17 protein-coding genes are annotated in these 16,642 nt (G+C 58.7%); 8 read left to right on the top strand and 9 right to left on the bottom strand.

Annotation, left to right across the window (positions count from 1 at the left end):
- Positions 1–265: 265 nt before the first annotated feature.
- The 3 genes from ACIQUG_RS33060 to ACIQUG_RS33050 form a co-directional block, all read right to left on the bottom strand.
- Complete coding sequence (locus ACIQUG_RS33060; protein WP_402326576.1) at positions 266–796, bottom strand: hypothetical protein; 531 nt, start codon at positions 794–796, stop codon at positions 266–268.
- A 42-nt stretch (positions 797–838) separates the two neighbouring features.
- Positions 839–1,372: a hypothetical protein gene (locus tag ACIQUG_RS33055; protein WP_402326574.1), complete on the bottom strand. Its 534-nt coding sequence runs from the start codon at positions 1,370–1,372 to the stop codon at positions 839–841.
- 93 nt (positions 1,373–1,465) lie between these two features.
- A complete protein-coding gene (locus tag ACIQUG_RS33050; RefSeq protein WP_043617750.1) occupies positions 1,466–1,861 on the bottom strand; it encodes a hypothetical protein in 396 nt (131 codons plus the stop codon).
- Positions 1,862–2,030: 169 nt separating this feature from the next.
- Here ACIQUG_RS33050 and ACIQUG_RS33045 point away from each other — a divergent pair, with 169 nt between their 5' ends.
- The 7 genes from ACIQUG_RS33045 to ACIQUG_RS33015 all read left to right on the top strand — a co-directional run bounded on the left by ACIQUG_RS33045 (position 2,031) and on the right by ACIQUG_RS33015 (position 10,033).
- Positions 2,031–2,222: a hypothetical protein gene (locus ACIQUG_RS33045; protein ID WP_052201817.1), complete on the top strand. Its 192-nt coding sequence runs from the start codon at positions 2,031–2,033 to the stop codon at positions 2,220–2,222.
- A gap of 195 nt (positions 2,223–2,417) precedes the next feature.
- Entirely contained in the window at positions 2,418–2,909 is a 492-nt protein-coding gene (locus ACIQUG_RS33040) for an NUDIX hydrolase (RefSeq protein ID WP_043617752.1), read from the top strand.
- A 286-nt stretch (positions 2,910–3,195) separates the two neighbouring features.
- Complete coding sequence (locus tag ACIQUG_RS33035; protein ID WP_043617889.1) at positions 3,196–4,140, top strand: TAXI family TRAP transporter solute-binding subunit; 945 nt, start codon at positions 3,196–3,198, stop codon at positions 4,138–4,140.
- A 79-nt stretch (positions 4,141–4,219) separates the two neighbouring features.
- Entirely contained in the window at positions 4,220–6,343 is a 2,124-nt protein-coding gene (locus ACIQUG_RS33030; RefSeq protein WP_402326572.1) for a TRAP transporter permease, read from the top strand.
- The gene (locus tag ACIQUG_RS33025) at positions 6,340–6,705 is read left to right on the top strand and encodes a DUF1850 domain-containing protein (RefSeq protein ID WP_043617757.1); all 366 of its coding nucleotides are present in this window, start codon (positions 6,340–6,342) and stop codon (positions 6,703–6,705) included. Before ACIQUG_RS33030 ends, ACIQUG_RS33025 begins: the two co-directional genes overlap by 4 nt.
- Positions 6,702–8,669: an ATP-binding protein gene (locus ACIQUG_RS33020; RefSeq protein ID WP_402326571.1), complete on the top strand. Its 1,968-nt coding sequence runs from the start codon at positions 6,702–6,704 to the stop codon at positions 8,667–8,669. Before ACIQUG_RS33025 ends, ACIQUG_RS33020 begins: the two co-directional genes overlap by 4 nt.
- Positions 8,666–10,033, top strand: a complete 1,368-nt coding sequence (locus ACIQUG_RS33015; RefSeq protein WP_402326569.1) for a sigma-54-dependent transcriptional regulator — start codon at positions 8,666–8,668, stop codon at positions 10,031–10,033. Before ACIQUG_RS33020 ends, ACIQUG_RS33015 begins: the two co-directional genes overlap by 4 nt.
- A gap of 97 nt (positions 10,034–10,130) precedes the next feature.
- Here the strand turns inward: ACIQUG_RS33015 and ACIQUG_RS33010 are convergent, their stop codons facing one another.
- Together ACIQUG_RS33010 and ACIQUG_RS33005 are read right to left on the bottom strand one after the other, a co-directional pair.
- Positions 10,131–10,379: an acyl carrier protein gene (locus ACIQUG_RS33010; protein ID WP_402326567.1), complete on the bottom strand. Its 249-nt coding sequence runs from the start codon at positions 10,377–10,379 to the stop codon at positions 10,131–10,133.
- A gap of 225 nt (positions 10,380–10,604) precedes the next feature.
- Entirely contained in the window at positions 10,605–11,018 is a 414-nt protein-coding gene (locus tag ACIQUG_RS33005; protein WP_402326565.1) for a hypothetical protein, read from the bottom strand.
- An 858-nt stretch (positions 11,019–11,876) separates the two neighbouring features.
- Here ACIQUG_RS33005 and ACIQUG_RS33000 point away from each other — a divergent pair.
- Positions 11,877–12,152 (top strand): hypothetical protein, encoded by a 276-nt coding sequence (locus ACIQUG_RS33000; protein WP_402326563.1) that lies wholly within the window; start codon positions 11,877–11,879, stop codon positions 12,150–12,152.
- 554 nt (positions 12,153–12,706) lie between these two features.
- On the opposite strand, the gene ACIQUG_RS32995 is transcribed toward ACIQUG_RS33000, so the two are convergent.
- Genes ACIQUG_RS32995 through ACIQUG_RS32980 form a run of 4 tightly spaced genes read right to left on the bottom strand, consistent with a single transcriptional unit; the run spans position 12,707 to position 16,181 of the window.
- Positions 12,707–12,886 carry a hypothetical protein gene (locus tag ACIQUG_RS32995; RefSeq protein ID WP_402326561.1) on the bottom strand — a complete coding sequence of 60 codons (180 nt, stop codon included), beginning with the start codon at positions 12,884–12,886 and terminating at the stop codon, positions 12,707–12,709.
- Positions 12,887–12,923: 37 nt separating this feature from the next.
- A complete protein-coding gene (locus tag ACIQUG_RS32990) occupies positions 12,924–14,351 on the bottom strand; it encodes a TRAP transporter large permease subunit (RefSeq protein WP_402326559.1) in 1,428 nt (475 codons plus the stop codon).
- On the bottom strand, positions 14,348–14,995 hold the full coding sequence (locus ACIQUG_RS32985; RefSeq protein ID WP_402326558.1) for a TRAP transporter small permease subunit: 648 nt from the start codon (positions 14,993–14,995) through the stop codon (positions 14,348–14,350). Before ACIQUG_RS32985 ends, ACIQUG_RS32990 begins: the two co-directional genes overlap by 4 nt.
- Before the next feature lie 55 nt (positions 14,996–15,050).
- Positions 15,051–16,181 (bottom strand): TRAP transporter substrate-binding protein, encoded by a 1,131-nt coding sequence (locus ACIQUG_RS32980; RefSeq protein WP_402326557.1) that lies wholly within the window; start codon positions 16,179–16,181, stop codon positions 15,051–15,053.
- Positions 16,182–16,642 lie beyond the last annotated feature (461 nt).

Genomic DNA, 16,642 nt, shown 5'->3' with positions numbered 1-16,642 from the left:
AGCCGTCGGCGTCCATGTGCGAGGCGAGCCGCTTCTTTTGGCAACAGAGGCACGTCACCGTATTTCGGACGTCTCGTTCCTCGCGCTTCGGAGGAAGAATTTCCATCTCGTAATCGGAACGTGAACGCGTTGCCAGTCGGTCCATCTCGAGGCTCCATGTCGAGGATCGCACCAGAGATAGGAAGCTTTAATGTCAGCGCAAGATACGATTGCGACGGCAAAGGGGCACGGTGACTGGGTCAACCCGCCCAATCTTCCTGTTTGCTTAAAACCGCTGGAGCATCTCTCTAAGCAACGCATTTTCCCGTCGAAGCCGTCGCGCCAGAAGCCCCTTCAGTCTGCGGTTTTCTTCTTCGAGCCCGGCAAGCTCGTCGACCGTGACTTCCGTTGGCGAAACCGTGGCCTCCCCTTGGGCGCGACGCAAGACACGCGGTCGGCGCGGACGCTTTGGAAGCTGTGGCGCGGCCAGAGTTGCCGACGCAATCTCGACCAACGGGGTAAAAATTTCTTCGACGCACTGCGGCAGGACAGCTGTTTCCTCCGCCACGGCAGCAACGCTGCCGCTTTGTGAGCCCTGAGCCATCGTTCTTTCTACATCCGCGCTCGGCTCACCACTTCGCCGGGGAGCGGCGTTGCCCGCTTCACCGTCGGCGTCAAACAGATGCGGCGCTGAAACTTCGGCCTCGCGCACCAGCGCCTTCAGATCGGTGTCGCCCCAGATCGAGGTTGGCCGAACGGTCGACCGCCTGCGACTGGACTTCACTTCGACGATAAAATTCCGCTGCTGTGGCTTCATAGATATCCAAGGGTCAAGAGCGGCAAGTCGCGGCATCGCGCATCAGAATCGCTCGAGCAGCTTCCTGAGCTGGGCGTTCTGCAAAGACAGCTTTTCCGCGAGGTCCCGCCTTAGTTGCTTGATGTCGCCGTCCAGTGCGGTAGCTTCATCGAAAAATGCCGACTGCGGCACGTGGACGTCGGAGTTTGCTGCTCCATACTCGACCTTGGCGGCTACCGCAACTTCAGCGGCATTCGATTTCTTTGCTCGTATTTGCCGTCTCGACGGTTTTCTTTTGGGCCGATCGATCCGCTCGCTGGTATCGGCCGACTTTGGCGAGGCAGACGCCGTATTATCACCGGCAGGCACATTAGCAGCACTATTCGCCGCTTCAGCGCCCGGATCGCTTGCGACCTCAATTGGCGCCACCCCCAACGCAGTTGCTGGCTCGTCAGGTACTGAGGGGTCTATAGCAAAACCAGGGTTGGCAGGTGGCGCGTGCGGGTACTCCGTCTCGGGTTTCGTTGCTTCCTCTGCCGCTCCGGCAGCTCTGCCTCGCGACGCCAGATCAAGCAAGAACTTCCATGGTGATTTCATGACGCCTCGTCACCCTGGGCATACGACGCCCATCCCAGATAAATGTGAGGACGATGGCCGATCGCGCAACCGATCGGCCTTTCACGACGTGCTTCAAGCAATTCCGAGCCGCTTGCGCAGATCGGCATTCTCCGCCCGCAGCTTCTCACTGAGCGCCTTGCGCAGCCGCGCATTCTCTTCCTCGAGCTGAAGAAGATCCGCGATCTCGCCCAGCACCGAGAGTGGCTCCTTCGCCGACGATTTCGACGCAGTGCCTTTTTCGGTGTTCTTCGCCATACCCTTTTTCTTAGTGACCTCCGGCACTGCCACGGCCCGTGCCTCCTTGGGCTTGCGGCCCCGCTTGGCGGCCGGCGCGACGCTTGGCTCTGAAGTAGACACGTCCGCTACTTTCTTCGCCCGCGGTCCGCGTTTCTTCGGCGCCGTCACCTGTGCCGGAGCTGTTGCTTCCGTGACGACGGCGGCGTCATCAGGTTTGTTTTCGTCTGACATGCGTTTTTTCCCTCTCATAATCTGTTCGACTCTTCCAACGAGCAAGGCCCAGTGTCAATGAGCACGCTGGCAACACCGTCGAGACTTCGTTAATACCGACGCCACGTCGCGTGACGCTGGCGTGTGAAAAAGGTCAAGGTCACGACCGCTCGGCCAAGACAGGACGCGAATGACAACCCGTAAAGACATCGCCGATCGTGTCATCGCCAAATGGCGCGATCAGAATTTTCCGATCGATGACCATCCTGAATTCCATGCTCTCGTGCAATTCTGGATCAACGGCGACATATCCGTCGACGATATGAGGCGCCGTTATCTAATGCTGCTCCAGGAGCGCGATAGCTTGAAAACGTGCGAGTGAACGCCCGCAATTTGGAATGATAACGTACTGGCGGGCGCTCGGCATAGCTTTGCCGGCATGCCCCCTCATGCGAACCCGAGGGCATGACGCCGCCTTGGGAACAGAGAGCCCCTTCAGACGTTATCTTTTGTTTTCAACCCGCAAGAAAGGGAAGCTACCGGGAGGAACACCGGTAAGCTCTATCGGGTGGTACCCGTGAACCTGTTAGGCCAGATCGCCTCCGACCTGAACTTGATGCTTCGCCGCCCCGCGCGAATGCAGTACGCGGCCCTATGCTACCGTCTTAACAATACGAGCGCTCCGGAGTTCCTCTTGATTACGAGCCGGGACACGGGTCGCTGGGTCATTCCAAAGGGATGGCCGATGAAGAGAAAGAGCGCCCATGAGGTCGCAGCCCGCGAAGCTTTTGAAGAGGCCGGCGTGAAAGGCAGGTGCCAGATCGCCCCCCTCGGCCACTATTTTTACAGGAAGCGAATGGACGGCGGTTTCAACATTTCTTGCAGGGTTCAGATCCACGCTCTGGAAGTCGTCCAATGCTGCGCAAACTTTCCTGAGAAGGGCCAGCGACGATTGGCATGGTTCGACTACAGGGAAGCGGCGCGGCGCGTGGTCGAGCCCTCTCTGCGCGACCAGATGCTTCGCTTTGGCCAGGCCTGCGCTTCTCGGCTTTTGATCAGCCGGAAGTAACCGAAGTCCGAGGTCCCTGGGAGGGACATTGCACTCCCTGACACGGAGAAAACAGGAGCGAACGGGTTTCGCGCTCAGGAGATGCGCTTAACAACCGGACGGCAAAATTCTGCCGCAAGACGCACGCTTCGGCAATTTCTTGCCGGAAGCCGTCAAGATGTGGGGAACCTTTCCCTGAAGAGCCGCCGTGTTTGAGTTGGCCCAGTTCTTGCTGACACTTTCAATCGGATGCAGACGGGAGACACTGCGTCACGAACAAACGGGAGGAATTTGCATGAAAAATGCCATGAAACGGGCCGCGATCGCGGCGCTGACAACCATTTCCATTGCCACGACCGCTGCTTCAGCGCGGGCCGACGAATTCGTCAACGTTCTGACCGGCGGAACTTCCGGCGTCTACTATCCGCTCGGGGTCGCGCTATCGAAGATCTATGGCGAGAAAATCGAGGGTGTCCGCACACAGGTCCAAGCGACCAAGGCCTCTGTCGAAAACCTGAACCTCTTGCAGCAGGGCCGCGGCGAGATCGCCTTTGCACTTGGGGATTCCGTCAAGCTCGCCTGGGAAGGCAATGCCGAGGCGGGCTTCAAGGCGCCCCTCGACAAGTTGCGCGGCATCGCCGCGATCTATCCGAACTATATCCAGATCATGGCGTCGAAGGAATCCGGAATTGCGACGCTTGCCGACTTCAAGGGCAAGAGCCTTTCTGTCGGCGCTCCGAAATCGGGGACCGAGCTCAACGCGCGCGCGATCCTCGGGGCAGCCGGCATGAGCTATGAGGACCTCGGAAAAACGGAATACCTGCCGTTTGCCGAGTCCGTCGAGCTGATGAAGAACCGTCAGCTGGATGCCACGCTCCAGTCGGCAGGCCTTGGTGTTTCGTCGTTCAAGGATCTTGCGACTTCGCTCGACGTGCAGATGGTTTCAGTTCCTGAAGATATCGCCGCCAAGCTCGGCGCGCCCTATATCGCCGCAACCGTTCCGGCCGGTACCTACCAGGGTCAGGACAAGGACGTCCCCACGGTTGCCGTCGTCAACTTTCTCGTCACACACTCGCAGGTGTCCGACGAGACCGCCTATCAGATGACCAAACAGCTTTTCGAGAACCTGCCGGCCATGGCGGCCGCCCATAAGGCTGCCGAGAAGATCAAGCTTGAGGATGCGGTGAAGGGCATGCCGATCCCCCTGCATCCGGGTGCGGAGCGTTTCTACAAGGAAAAGGGGCTGCTCTAACAGCCTTAACATCGTCCGTGCGGTGTTGGAGGATGCCGCACGGACGTGTGCTTTCCCAGCGGATATATCGGGAGGAAACATGCACGATACCATGACACCGGCCAGCGGCCCGGCCGTCGATCTCACGAAGCACGATGCGCTCGCGGGTGGATTTCCAAGGACAAGCGAAGGGCGGTTGCTCTTTGCGATCGCCTTCCTGTTTTCCATCTTTCAGATCGCCACGGCCGCCCATCTGATCGATCCACCGAGTCAGCTCGTGCGCGCTATCCACGTCGGCTTCGTCACGGTGTTGATATTCCCGCTGCTCGCCGCCATGACCGGCAAGGGTAAAGTAGCACGCATAATGGCCTGGGGTTTGTCGGTGCTGGGAATGAGTGTCGCGTTTTACCAGTGCTATGAGTATGCGGATCTTCTGGTGCGGGCTGGCGACCCGCTGCCGATCGATATCTTTTTCGGCGTGCTCGGCATTGCTGTCGTCTTTGCCGCCGCGTGGGCACTGATGGGCCCGGCGCTGCCCGTCATCTCCGGCATATTCCTGGCCTATTGCCTGTTCGGCGAGTACCTGCCCTCCCCGCTCGATCACCGGGGCTACGGTTTTTCTCAGGTCATCGACCACATGGCCTACGGCACCGAGGGCATCTACGGGATCCCGACCCTGGTCTCTTCAAGCTACATCTTTCTGTTCATCCTCTTCGGCGCCTTCCTGGAAAAGGCGGGCATGATCCAGCTCTTCAACGACGTCTCTCTCAGCCTGGTTGGTGCACGGCGCGGCGGGCCGGCGAAGGTATCGATCATTTCTTCCGGACTGATGGGCACGATTTCAGGCTCTGGCGTGGCCAATGTCGTCACGACCGGGCAGTTCACCATCCCTTTGATGAAACGGTTCGGCTATCGGCCGGCCTTTGCCGGCGGTGTCGAGGCGACCGCCTCGATGGGCGGCCAGATCATGCCGCCGGTGATGGGGGCCGTGGCCTTCATCATGGCAGAAACGCTTGGTGTGGAGTATCACGAGATCGTCAAGGCGGCGCTCATCCCGGCGATCCTTTATTTCGCTTCCGCCTTCTGGATGGTGCATCTGGAGGCCGGAAAACAGGGGCTGCTTGGACTTCCGAAAACCGAACTTCCTTCGGCGCGTGCGGCAATCGCCAAGGGCTGGTACCTGATCCTGCCGCTTGCAGCGCTCGTCTGGCTGCTTTTCTCTGGCTATACGCCGCTGTTTGCCGGCACGGTTGGCCTCGGCTTCACGTTGCTGCTCATCCTTGGCAGTTCACTCGCGCTCGGGATCAGTTCAACGATCATCCGCGTCATTTTCTGGGTAGGCCTCGGCCTTGTCGCAGCCGCATTCTTCCAATTTGGCATCAAGATCATCATGGTCGCACTGACCGCGCTCGTCCTTGCCAACGCCTTTCGCCAGGGCGGTAGAGAAACGCTTCTAATCTGCCGCGACGCGCTTGCCGAGGGTGCCAAGACGGCGCTGCCAGTGGCGATCGCCTGCGCACTCGTCGGCATCATCATCGGCACGATGACTTTGACGGGTGCCGCAAACACCTTTGGCCAGTTCATCGTCTCAGTCGGCGGCAAAAGCCTCTTTCTGTCCCTGCTGCTGACGATGGTCACCTGCCTTGTCCTTGGCATGGGCATTCCCACGATCCCCAACTACATCATCACCTCGTCGATTGCCGGCCCCGCACTTTTGGAACTCGGCGTGCCGCTGATCGTCAGCCACATGTTCGTGTTCTACTTCGGCATCCTTGCCGACCTCACACCGCCGGTCGCACTCGCCTGCTTCGCGGCTGCGCCGATCGCACGCGAAAGTGGCCTTAAGATTTCGATCGAGGCGATCAAGGTTGCCGCCGCCGGGTTTGTCATCCCGTTCATGGCGGTCTATTCGCCCGCGCTGATGCTTCAGGACGGCGGCCCGCTCGCGGCGAGCCTCGGCTACCCGGCAGCGGTCGCATACATCGTCTTTAAGACGGCTCTTGCCATCGGCCTTTGGGGCGCTGCGGTCATCGGATTTGCAGCGGTTCGGCTTTCCGCGTTCGAACGGGCGCTCGCGACCGCTGCGTCTTTCAGTATGCTTGCAGCCCTGCCGGCGACCGACGAAGCAGGCTTCGCACTCGCAGCCGTCTTCGCGATTCTTGTCTGGCGAAAGGCCAGGTCTGCGAAAGTGGAACCGGCGGCAAGGACGCCGAAAACGACATGAGCGCCCTGCTTTGCATCACCGGCGGCAAGGCGATCACGGTTGCAGCCGGTCTCTTTACCCTTGGCTGGACTCATTCCGTAGAAAGGACGGGCTGGCAGGAGAGTTGGGCAATCACCGCGGATGGGTTGGTTCTACAGGAGGCCCGTGTCAAGGGATCGGGGGCCGGGATGGAGCCCGGCGAAGGCGCCCGGTTGGAAGATGGCTGGTGGGTCTGGCAGCCGCACCTGCCGCCTTTGCCCGAGCTCGTGTTGGCCGCTTCAGGCGCCACTCTTTCCGGTTGGACGCTCTGCGATATCGGTAGCTGTATCGAACTTGGCCGGCGGGGCGGCGAGCCGATCGTGCTTCGTCCCTGCAGCCAATGAGGAGTGCCCGGCAAAACGTTCGTGCTGAGGAGGGAACCGATATCCTCAGTGTGCCGTGTGAGGATCGAGCGCAATTCTCCGGTTCTCGCGACGCGGAAGTGACGTTAGACTCCGTGGTCCAAAGACACTGGAAACGGATCGACCCGAGGATGACGCGCACTATCGGCCGCATGACGATCGCAATGCTCGTTTTGACGTGTATCGCGCCATTCGTTGCCTACTACGTCGCAAACGGCGTCGCGCTCGGCACGCTGGAAAGCCAGCTTCAGCGCAGCCTGGTTCTGACCAACCGGACGATTACGACGGAAATCGAACGTTTTCGTTATCTGCCGGTGGTGGTGGGCGAAGATGCACGCATCCGCGCGCTGGCAAAAGGTGAACGCACCGCGCCGGTGCTTGCAGCTGCCAACGACTATCTCGAAACGATCGTGCAGCAGGCCGGACCTGCCGAGCTCTACATCCTCGACGCAAATGGCATAACCCTGGCTGCAAGCAACCACGCGACGCCGGAGAGTTTTGTTGGGCATGATTACAGTTTCCGTCCCTACTTCCGCAAAGCAATACGCCAGGGTGAGGGACGATTCTATGCCATCGGCGTGACGACGAAGAAACCGGGATACTTTCTGGCCTCGCGCATCGACCGCGCCGGCCAGCCGCCAATTGTTGTCGTCGTCAAGGCGGACCTCTCTCCGCTTGAACGCGCCTGGGAAGCCGCCGGCGTTCAAACCGCGATTGCGGACCGTTTCGGCATCGTCTTTCTCTCCGGCAATCCTCTGTGGAAGTATCGGCCATTGGTACCGCTCGGGCAGCCGGCCACCTCAAGACTGGCCGAGGAGCGCACTTACGAGGGTGCCGACCTTGCAGCGACAAGCCCCATCCTTCCCGCTGACACCGGCTTGCCCGAAGGCGGACCGGAAGAGCCGTCCGTTCGCATAGCTGATGAACGGGGACAATTGCTTGCTCGCTTCTCGGCGGTTGAGCAGGGCGGCTGGCGGGTGCTGGCAGCAACGAGCATGGAAGATACGGCAAAACTCGCTGGATTTTGGGCACTCGCAACGCTGATTGGGGGACTTCTTGCAACAGGGGGCCTCTATTTTCTGCATCAGCGCACCCAGATCATCCGCGAGCGGCTGCGCCAGGGTGAAACGCTCGAGCGCATGGTCGCCGCGCGCACTCAGGACCTTGCCAGCGAGATTGAAATGCGCCGAAAGACCGAAAGGGAACTGCGACGCATGCAGGAAGAAATCATCCACTCGGAAAAGATGGCCGCACTCGGCCGTATGTCTACCGCAATCGTGCATGAGGTGAGCCAGCCGCTCGCCGCACTCGACGCCACGCTCGCGACGACGGCGGTGCTTGCGACCAAGAACGAGCCGGAAGCAGTCGGGACAAAGATCGTTGACGCGCGCTCACTCGTAAAGCGCATGCAGCGCACCGTCAAACACCTGAAGACCTTTGCCCGTAAGGACGCCTCCGAGCTCGAGGAGGTCGCGATCGATACGGTCATTCATAACGCAGTGGAACTGGCCGCCCCGCGTGCGAAAGGTCTGGGCCTGACGCCTCGGGTCGAAGCGCAGGCCCCTTCCCCCGTCGTAACAGCTGTCGCGCTCAAACTGGAACAGGCGATGTTGAACCTGCTGCTCAACGCGCTCGATGCGGTCGAAGGTCGTGCCGATCCTTCGATCATCATCCGGCGAACTCAGGACGATGGACGCGTTGAGGTACACATCGTTGACAACGGCACAGGCATCGCTCCCGAACTTCGCGAACGCGTCCTTGAACCATTCTTCACCACCAAGCTGACCGGAGAAGGCCTGGGCTTGGGGCTGTCCATCTCAACGACGATCGTTCGGGAATGCGGCGGCGAGATCCGTTTCCAGGAGGCGCCCGGCGGTGGAACCTGTGCGACGATCTCCGTACCTCTGCGGACCCCTCGTCCTCACAATCTGGAGGCCGCGCAATGAACCGCGGGCGCGTATTCCTGGTAGACGACGATCCAGACCTCCTCAAGGCCGCAACGGACTGGCTGACCATCAGTGGCTTTACAGTCGACGCTTTTCATCGGGCGGAGGAGGCATTTCAGTTCTTCCTGAGACAGGTGCCGGACGTGGTGGTGACAGATGTTCGCATGCCAGGCGTCGACGGAATGACGCTGCTGAATTCGATCGTCTTGCAGAGGAGTGATGTGCCGGTTGTGCTTATCACAGCGCACGGCGACGTAAACGTTGCGGTGCAGGCTATGAAGCATGGGGCGGAGGACTTTCTCGAGAAGCCCTACGACGCCGAGCGCCTGCTCACGGTTCTCGATAAGGCCATCGAGAAGCGACGGCTGACGGACGAGATTGGACGGTTGCAGGGGCTGGTTGGCGAACGGCAGGAGATTGGAGGCATCGTCGGCGACAGCGCGGCGATCTGCGACTTGCGCGCGCGCGTGGCAACACTTGCCGATGTCGACATCGATGTCCTTATCGTTGGAGAAACGGGTACGGGCAAAGAACTCGTCGCGCGTGCCCTGCACCAGCAAAGCCGCCGGTCCTCCGGTCCGTTTGTCGCGATCAACTGCGCTGCGTTGCCTGACAGCATCTTCGAAAGCGAGGTCTTCGGCCATGCCAGAGGTGCCTTTACCGGCGCAATCGCGGAGCGTGAAGGGAAGTTCGAACATGCGGGCGGCGGAACCCTCTTTCTCGATGAAATAGAGTCGATGCCATCGGGACTGCAGGCAAAGATCCTGCGGGTGTTGCAGGAGCGGTCGATCGAGCGGCTCGGCGAGAACCGGTTGCGCCCGGTCGATGTACGTATCGTGGCTGCGGCAAAAACCGATCTGTCGGCCGACATTGAGGCCGGCCGTTTCCGTGAGGATCTTTTCTACCGATTGGCAACGGTGGATATCCGCATTCCGCCTCTGCGGGAGCGCCGGGAAGATATCGGCCTGCTCTTCGTCCATTTTGCAAACCTGGCGGCGCGCAGATATGGCCGCCCCGAGCGGGCCGTCGCGCCTGATACGACCCGACAACTTCAGCGCAGGGAATGGCGCGGCAACGTTCGCGAGCTAAAGGCCCTTGCGGAACGATTTGCCCTTGGATTGGACGACCCAATGCCGCCTGTCGAAGCAAATCCGCAAGAAGTCTCCGGTCTGTCGCTGCCGGAGCGGCTGGCCGCCTATGAGGCTCGTCTGATTTCGGAAGCGCTTGAGTTTAACGGCGGCAACACATTGCGTGCAGCCGCAAGCCTCGGTATTCCCGTCCGCACGCTCAGCGAAAAAATGAACAGACGGGGTCTCGAGGGAGCGCGCAGGAGGCGTCTCGACCACGGACAGGTGCCGCAATAGAAGAGCCTTCCTGAACCGTTTCCATTCGCTTCGATCTAATGGCAGTGGCGGCCACAGGCCAGGCCAATCATCTCGAACCATTCTAGCTCCTTTGGGCTTACTTTTTAAAGTAGATGATGAAGTCGATCATGTCGCGAACGGTTACGATCCTGTCCAGTGAGGCATCGGTGATGTAGACGTCGAACTCCTCCTCAATCGCCGTGGCCAGTTCGGAAATTTCCAAGGAGTCTGCCTGGAGATCGTCTACGAAAGAGGTGTCATCCCGGACAGCTTCCCTTCTAATTTCCAATAGTTCGGCGACAATCTCTTTCACGCGGCGGCTGATATCGGATCTGGCGGCCTGCATGACTTCTCCGCGGCAATGGTGCCTATTGCATAAGTAATACGAAAAGCCAGTTTGCGGGGCCGGTCAAGCTTCATGGCGCGGTGGCGACCAGCTTCGGGCGCGATGTTCATGACCATCGCGATGGGGCGACCTCGGCCGCCCAAAACGACGACAGCCCGTCTGAAGTCATTTCAGACGGGCTGTCTTTGGTTGCTCAAGCGTCCAAGCCGCAAGCTAAAGGATGCATTAGCTGCTGGTCTGGACATCCGCAACCGAAGGCAACTCCTTCAGATCCACCAGCGCACCGGCGCAAGTGTCAGCGGCATCGGGTACCGGCGTGGCTAGGCCGTCAACCATTGCCCACCCGCCGTTCTTGATGAAATCGTCCCGCTCCCAGCTGGACTTCGATTTCAGTTCTTTCAGATTGTCGGCCGCGTTGACGGCGGAGATGAAGTTATGAACGCAGATATCGGAGATTAGCTCTGCACGAGCCACCCTTACCGCCTGCTCCCTGAGCATCTCGGCTCGTCCGGCGGTAGTCCAGCCGCCCCACGTAAAGCCGACGATCATTGTCAGTATTGAAGCACCGACTATGGACCAGAACCACATTGTCTTCGAGGGTTGATACGCCGACCAACCGTCACTCTTCGCTTCGGACACCGGAATCTCCTCCATTCAATTTTTATATCATATCATGATATAATCTTGATGCAAGGAAGTCCGCGCGGCTCTATGGGCTGCCAGCATCCGCAAGCTTGATCACATCGTCGGGGAAAGAACTTCATCTTGGCTGATCCAGCAGAGCATCTGCACGCCTGATACCCAATCAGAGTTAGCCGTGCACGACCGCAACGCCGCCGCCGATCCGACACGACAACCATGGCCCGGGAACGCTAATGCTGAGCTGAACCGATAGGTCGAGGACATCTCGTCCGCCGCTCTTCGGCCCTGAGCGGCGGGATACTAAAAGTGCCGGTCAGCGACCATGACAAGCGTTGCGCAAGCCGTCCGGCGCACCGCTTCCCTGCCGCCGCTACCTCATGTATCCGGATATGCCAGCCGGCAACTCTTGCCTAGCTTTTCATAGCCTCTGTTGCACTCCCAATCATTACCGGAATAGTCGAGGTGAGCATTGCCAGGCACTTCAATTTTCGTACAGGAGGAGTTGAACCGATAATATCCCCGCTCGCATTTCCATTCTTCACCTGACGATGTCAGGTATGCGTGTGAGGGAACTTGTATTACGCGACACGCGTCACCTTCTTGTGTGTAGCCGCGCCTGCATTTCCATCCGGGCCCATAGCCTGCAAAATCGGGGTACGCGTTCTCCGGCACCCTCACCTTTTCGCAAGCGCCACTACTCTCCCTGTAACCTCGATTGCACGCCCAGCCCGGCCCATGGCTACTGTATGTAGCGTGTGCATTTTGGGGGACGATGATCGGGTCGCATTGGGAGCCACTCTTTAGGTACCCCACCTCGCACTCCCATCCATCCGAAGCGAACTCGTCAAGGTACGCATGGGCGGGAACGCTCACCGCAACGCATTGATTGAGCTCCTGGCGAAAGCCCCTCTTGCATTTCCAGCCGTTTCCCCAGTCACGCAAAAAAGCGTTCTTAGGGATTTCTATCGCATCACAGGCGCGATCAATGCGCCGGTATCCATGATCGCATTCCCATCCATCGCCGTGCTGGACTGGGTGAGAATTGCGTGGCGCGTCCGGTTTTTGGGCGAACGCACCTGCGGTGCTAAGCCCCAGGGCGCAAACAAGCAGGATGAAGCGTGGGGCTTTTGAGAGATCGGCATTTCGTTCCAAGAGAACTCCTCCGTGCGTTTTCAGCCAGGACATTCCCACCCGGCACAAAAGTATCGGTTGTGGCGCAGCCTCGTGATTGCAGGCGATAAACTCGCCTAAGGAGGGGAAAGAATAACAACCGTTCAAGACCACCGCGGATCCGGACAATTTGACGATTTTTTTATGGCTTTTCTGTGATTGCAAATATTTAACCTAACTTGTGTAGCGCTCAGGAGCGACATTTGCGCTATGCTTGGAGCAAAATAATTCAATTATTCTTATTGTGCCGACATCCGTCACTTCACATCAAAAACAAATGCTAAATTGATCTACCAAAAGACGCAAATATTAATCAACTAAGTGTGATGAGGTTTGCGGAATCGGTAAAACTTCAAGTCGCCCGCACCGCAGCTTGAGACAAGGACTTATGTGAAGTGGAAATATCCAGGCTGTCGTTGGAGTTGTCACGCTCTCATACCGCGAAGCTGCGCCACATTGATCGAATGAAATTCTCTCGCGGCGGGCCCCCTCTCGGAGCGGAAGACACGTGCAATCTATTCAGGCGATTTTGGCGACCGCCGAAACAGCTGATCCCAGATATCATACCCCGCAGGGAGAATTCCGATCAGCAGCGCAGCCGCGAGATCGATGCGTGGCACGAATGTCAGGATGACCGAGCAGAAGGCGACAAGGGCCAGGAACGCGACGAGTGCAAAGGTCCGGCGTCTGTTCATCGGTCTTTCCCAATCGATTCCTGGGCCGAGAAACGCATTATCTCGGCCCTCCATAGAGTACATCCGGCAGCATGTAGACGATGCTCGGGAACAGATAGATGACCACCATGCAGAACACGACGATCAACATATAGGGCATCATGCCGCGGAAGATGTCGGTCAGCTTAACATGCGCGGGCGAAACTCCCTTCAGGTAATATGCCGACATCGCCATCGGTGGCGATAGGAACGCCGTCTGCAGGTTGACTGCTACGAGGACGCCGAAAAACAATGGGTCAATCCCGAAATGCGGCAACAGCGGAATGAAGATCGGGATGAAGATCACGATGATTTCAGTCCATTCCAGGGGCCAGCCGAGAATGAAGATGATGATCTGGGCCAAGATCAGGAACATCAGCGGCGACATATCCAGGCTGGTCACGAAATCACTGATGAATTGTTGACCGCCGAGATAGGCGAATACCGACGCAAAGGTCGCTGAACCGACGAACAGCCAGCAGACCATCGCGGTCGTTCGCGCCGTCAGATAGACCGACTCCTTCAATCGCTGCCAGGTGAGAGCCCGATAGGCGGCCGCAAGCGCAAGCCCACCCAACGCACCGATTGCGGCGGCTTCCGACGGGGTCGCCAGGCCGAAGAGAATGGCACCGAGCACCGCAAAAATAAGAAAGGTGAGCGGCGCAAAGGATGTAAGCATCATCCAGGCGAGCTGGACCGGCGTATGCTGCCCCACGTCCTCCTTCGTTGGCCGCGGCGCCAGGTGCGGCTGCAGGATTGCGCGGCCGACCACATAGACAAGATAAAAACCTGCCAAAATGATGCCGGGCAGGAGCGCCGCCGCGTACATGCGCACGACCGAGATTCCGGAGGTGGCCGCATAGACGATCAGCAAAATGGAAGGCGGGATCAGGATGCCGAGCGTGCCACCTGCACAGATCACGCCTGTCGCATACCGCACATCGTATCGTGCTTTCAGCATCGCCGGCAGGGCGAGCAGCCCCATCAACGTCACCACGGCCCCGACGATGCCGGTAGCGGTGGCAAAGAGCGTACAGGTGGCCAGGGCAGCGACCGCCATCGAGCCTGGCACCCGGTGCGTGACGCGGTAGAGGGTCGAGAACAGCCGGTCGACGATGTTGGCCCGCTCAACGATATATCCCATGAACAGGAACAGCGGAATGGCCGTCAGCACATCGTTCTGGATCACCGAATACGTCTGGTTGACGAACAGATCGAAAATCCGGTTGTTGAAGAAGCCACCAACCCAGGTCTCCGCCAGCGTGAAGGTGTCGGCGCCGGATTCGAGCGCGCGATCGTAGGCGCGCCACATGCGGGCCGCATCGTAGTAGGCATAGTATCCGAAGCCGACACCCAGTGCCATCAAGGTGAAAGCCACCGGGAAACCGAGGAAGATGGCAAGGATCAGGATGAGAAGCATCCCGACGGCGATGTGTGCATCCGTCATTGGGGGTCCCGATCCCGTGGCTCGCGTCCAGAGTCAAGTTGCGGCGACGAAAGAAAGCCCTCTTCGTCGGACTTGAGCACGTCCAGGCTTTTCGTCTCCAGCAGCACCTTTTCCAGTTCTTCGACATCCTCGGCCGCTTTCGGCCACTCTCCCGTCCGCATGCAGAGAATGCAGCGGAAGACCTGCGCCACGCCTTGCAGGAACAAAAGAATACCGGCGGCGACGATCACGGACTTGAATTGGAAGATCGGCACACCGGCCGGGCTGTTGGAACTGACCTCCAGGTAGCGCCAGCTGCGCTCGGCGTACTTCCAGCCCGAGAAGACAAGTGCGGTTATACCCGGAAAGAAGAAGATGAAATACAGCACCAGTTCCAACCTGGCCTGCGTGCGCGGTTTCCAGAGCCGGTAGATGAAGTCGCCGCGCACATGGCCATCACGCGATAGGGTATAGGCTCCCGCCATCATAAACAGCGTTCCATAGAGCATGTAGCTCAGATCGAAGGCCCACGGGGTCGGAGCACGGAAGAGATAGCGTGCGACAACCTCATAGCCGACGCCGAACGCCATGATGAGGATTCCCCATGCGAATACCTTGCCGAACCACGCCGACAAGTCGTCGGCGAATGCGATGTAACGCAGCATAGAGGCCCCCATCCCGTTCATCAGAAGGAGGCCCGGAACTCCGGGCCCTTACGACTTATTTTCCGAGGTTCAGTTTTCCGGGAAAATAATGCTCGTAGGCGAGTGCTAGATCGGCCGAATTCATCAACTCGTAATATACGACCCTCTCAACCCACTGCCGCTGACTGTCGAGCACCTTCTTCATGAACGCATCCGCTTCAAGCGTGGGGATGATCTCATCCCAGGCCTTCAGCTGCGCATCCAGGATTTCCTTGGGCGTGCGATGCACGGTTACGCCATGTTCAGTCTGGAGTTTTTGTAGGTCGCTTGAGTAGTTGTCCATCGCGGATGCGGTATTCGCGGTGCTTGCGGCTTCCACGCCATACTCGAGTATCGCCTGCAAATCGTCGGGAAGGTCGTCAAATACATCCTTGTTGAAGAGGAACTCGAAGGATTCGCTCGCCTGATGATAGGACGACAGGATGTAGTTCTTGGCGACATCCTGCGAACCAAACCGTAGATCCGACGACGGGTTGTTGAATTCGAAAGCGTCGATGACGCCCCGCTCCATCGCCGGCACGATCTCGCCGCCCGGAAGTTGAGCAACGCTCATGCCGATGTTCTGCATGAGATCGGCGGCAAGCCCGACCGTACGATATTTGAGACCGTTGACGTCGTTCACGGTCGCGACCGGATTCTTGAACCAGCCGAACGGCTGCGCAGGCATCGGAAAGCCATAGAAACCATAGAGGTTCAGACCCATGATGTCCTGGGTGAGTTCCCGGTAGAGGTCCTTGCCTCCGCCTTGATGGAACCATCCGAGCATGGTGGTTGCGCTGCCGCCGAATACCGGCCCTGTACCGAAAAGAGAGGCTGCCTTGTGCTTGCCGTACCAATAGACCGGAACGGTGTGGGCTGCGTCGATCACGCCGTCATTGACGCCGTCGAGCACCTGAAACGCGCCGACAACCGTGCCGGCGGGCATAAGTTCGAATTTCAGGCGTCCGCCGGACATTCGCTCGACCCGTTCGACGTACTGGCGAGCAAAATCCATCCAGATATCCGACGCGGGCCAGGATGATTGCATTTTGATGACGGTTGGGGCCTGGGCCAGCACGGGCGGCGCAGCAAGAGCGCCAATCGCAGTTGCTCCGACAAGCGTCGATGCTCCCAGCAACTCTCGACGCGATACGTTCCTTTTTTTCATTGTTCTTCCTCCCTGGATTGTCTCCTAATTCTCCTGCATTCAATGATTTTGGCTGCTTCGGCGAAGAAGACTCTCACCCTCTTCGCGATCAGTTCCGATAACTAATTGTTCTAGTTTGCCAATTATGCACACTTTCCGCAATTCTGACAGCCGTTCAACTGTTGTTGAACGCTTGATCGCGCTAGCCCCGCCAGACTTCGTGCAGAGCATGGAGTGTCCAGCGTCCAGATACTTCAGAAGAACCTCGCAACCTCGAGTGGTTCCCCCTGGCCATCCATTGGACTCGGCACGTTTCATTGAACCCATCGTTGCCTACGATGAATCTATTCCAGCGCTTCAACATTGGTAGTTCGAACCCGATTTTGTCTGGAGGTCAGAAATGAACATCAAGAGCCTTCTTCTCGGCTCCGCTGCAGCTCTCGCAGCAGTTTCCGGCGCGCAGGCAGCCGACGCAATCGTCG

Source organism: Ensifer sp. NPDC090286, assembly GCF_044769565.1.
GTDB lineage: Bacteria > Pseudomonadota > Alphaproteobacteria > Rhizobiales > Rhizobiaceae > Ensifer.
The sequence above is the reverse complement of the archived record's forward strand: the minus strand, read 5'-3'. Positions and strand labels throughout refer to the sequence as shown.

Coding starts and splice junctions, on each gene's coding strand:
- ACIQUG_RS33060 (WP_402326576.1), bottom strand. CDS start 796: ATGAAGCCACAGCAGCGGAATTTTATCGTCGAAGTGAAGTCCAGTCGC.
- ACIQUG_RS33055 (WP_402326574.1), bottom strand. CDS start 1,372: ATGAAATCACCATGGAAGTTCTTGCTTGATCTGGCGTCGCGAGGCAGA.
- ACIQUG_RS33050 (WP_043617750.1), bottom strand. CDS start 1,861: ATGTCAGACGAAAACAAACCTGATGACGCCGCCGTCGTCACGGAAGCA.
- ACIQUG_RS33045 (WP_052201817.1), top strand. CDS start 2,031: ATGACAACCCGTAAAGACATCGCCGATCGTGTCATCGCCAAATGGCGC.
- ACIQUG_RS33035 (WP_043617889.1), top strand. CDS start 3,196: ATGAAACGGGCCGCGATCGCGGCGCTGACAACCATTTCCATTGCCACG.
- ACIQUG_RS33030 (WP_402326572.1), top strand. CDS start 4,220: ATGCACGATACCATGACACCGGCCAGCGGCCCGGCCGTCGATCTCACG.
- ACIQUG_RS33025 (WP_043617757.1), top strand. CDS start 6,340: ATGAGCGCCCTGCTTTGCATCACCGGCGGCAAGGCGATCACGGTTGCA.
- ACIQUG_RS33020 (WP_402326571.1), top strand. CDS start 6,702: ATGAGGAGTGCCCGGCAAAACGTTCGTGCTGAGGAGGGAACCGATATC.
- ACIQUG_RS33015 (WP_402326569.1), top strand. CDS start 8,666: ATGAACCGCGGGCGCGTATTCCTGGTAGACGACGATCCAGACCTCCTC.
- ACIQUG_RS33010 (WP_402326567.1), bottom strand. CDS start 10,379: ATGCAGGCCGCCAGATCCGATATCAGCCGCCGCGTGAAAGAGATTGTC.
- ACIQUG_RS33000 (WP_402326563.1), top strand. CDS start 11,877: ATGGGCGGGAACGCTCACCGCAACGCATTGATTGAGCTCCTGGCGAAA.
- ACIQUG_RS32995 (WP_402326561.1), bottom strand. CDS start 12,886: ATGAACAGACGCCGGACCTTTGCACTCGTCGCGTTCCTGGCCCTTGTC.
- ACIQUG_RS32990 (WP_402326559.1), bottom strand. CDS start 14,351: ATGACGGATGCACACATCGCCGTCGGGATGCTTCTCATCCTGATCCTT.
- ACIQUG_RS32985 (WP_402326558.1), bottom strand. CDS start 14,995: ATGCTGCGTTACATCGCATTCGCCGACGACTTGTCGGCGTGGTTCGGC.
- ACIQUG_RS32980 (WP_402326557.1), bottom strand. CDS start 16,181: ATGAAAAAAAGGAACGTATCGCGTCGAGAGTTGCTGGGAGCATCGACG.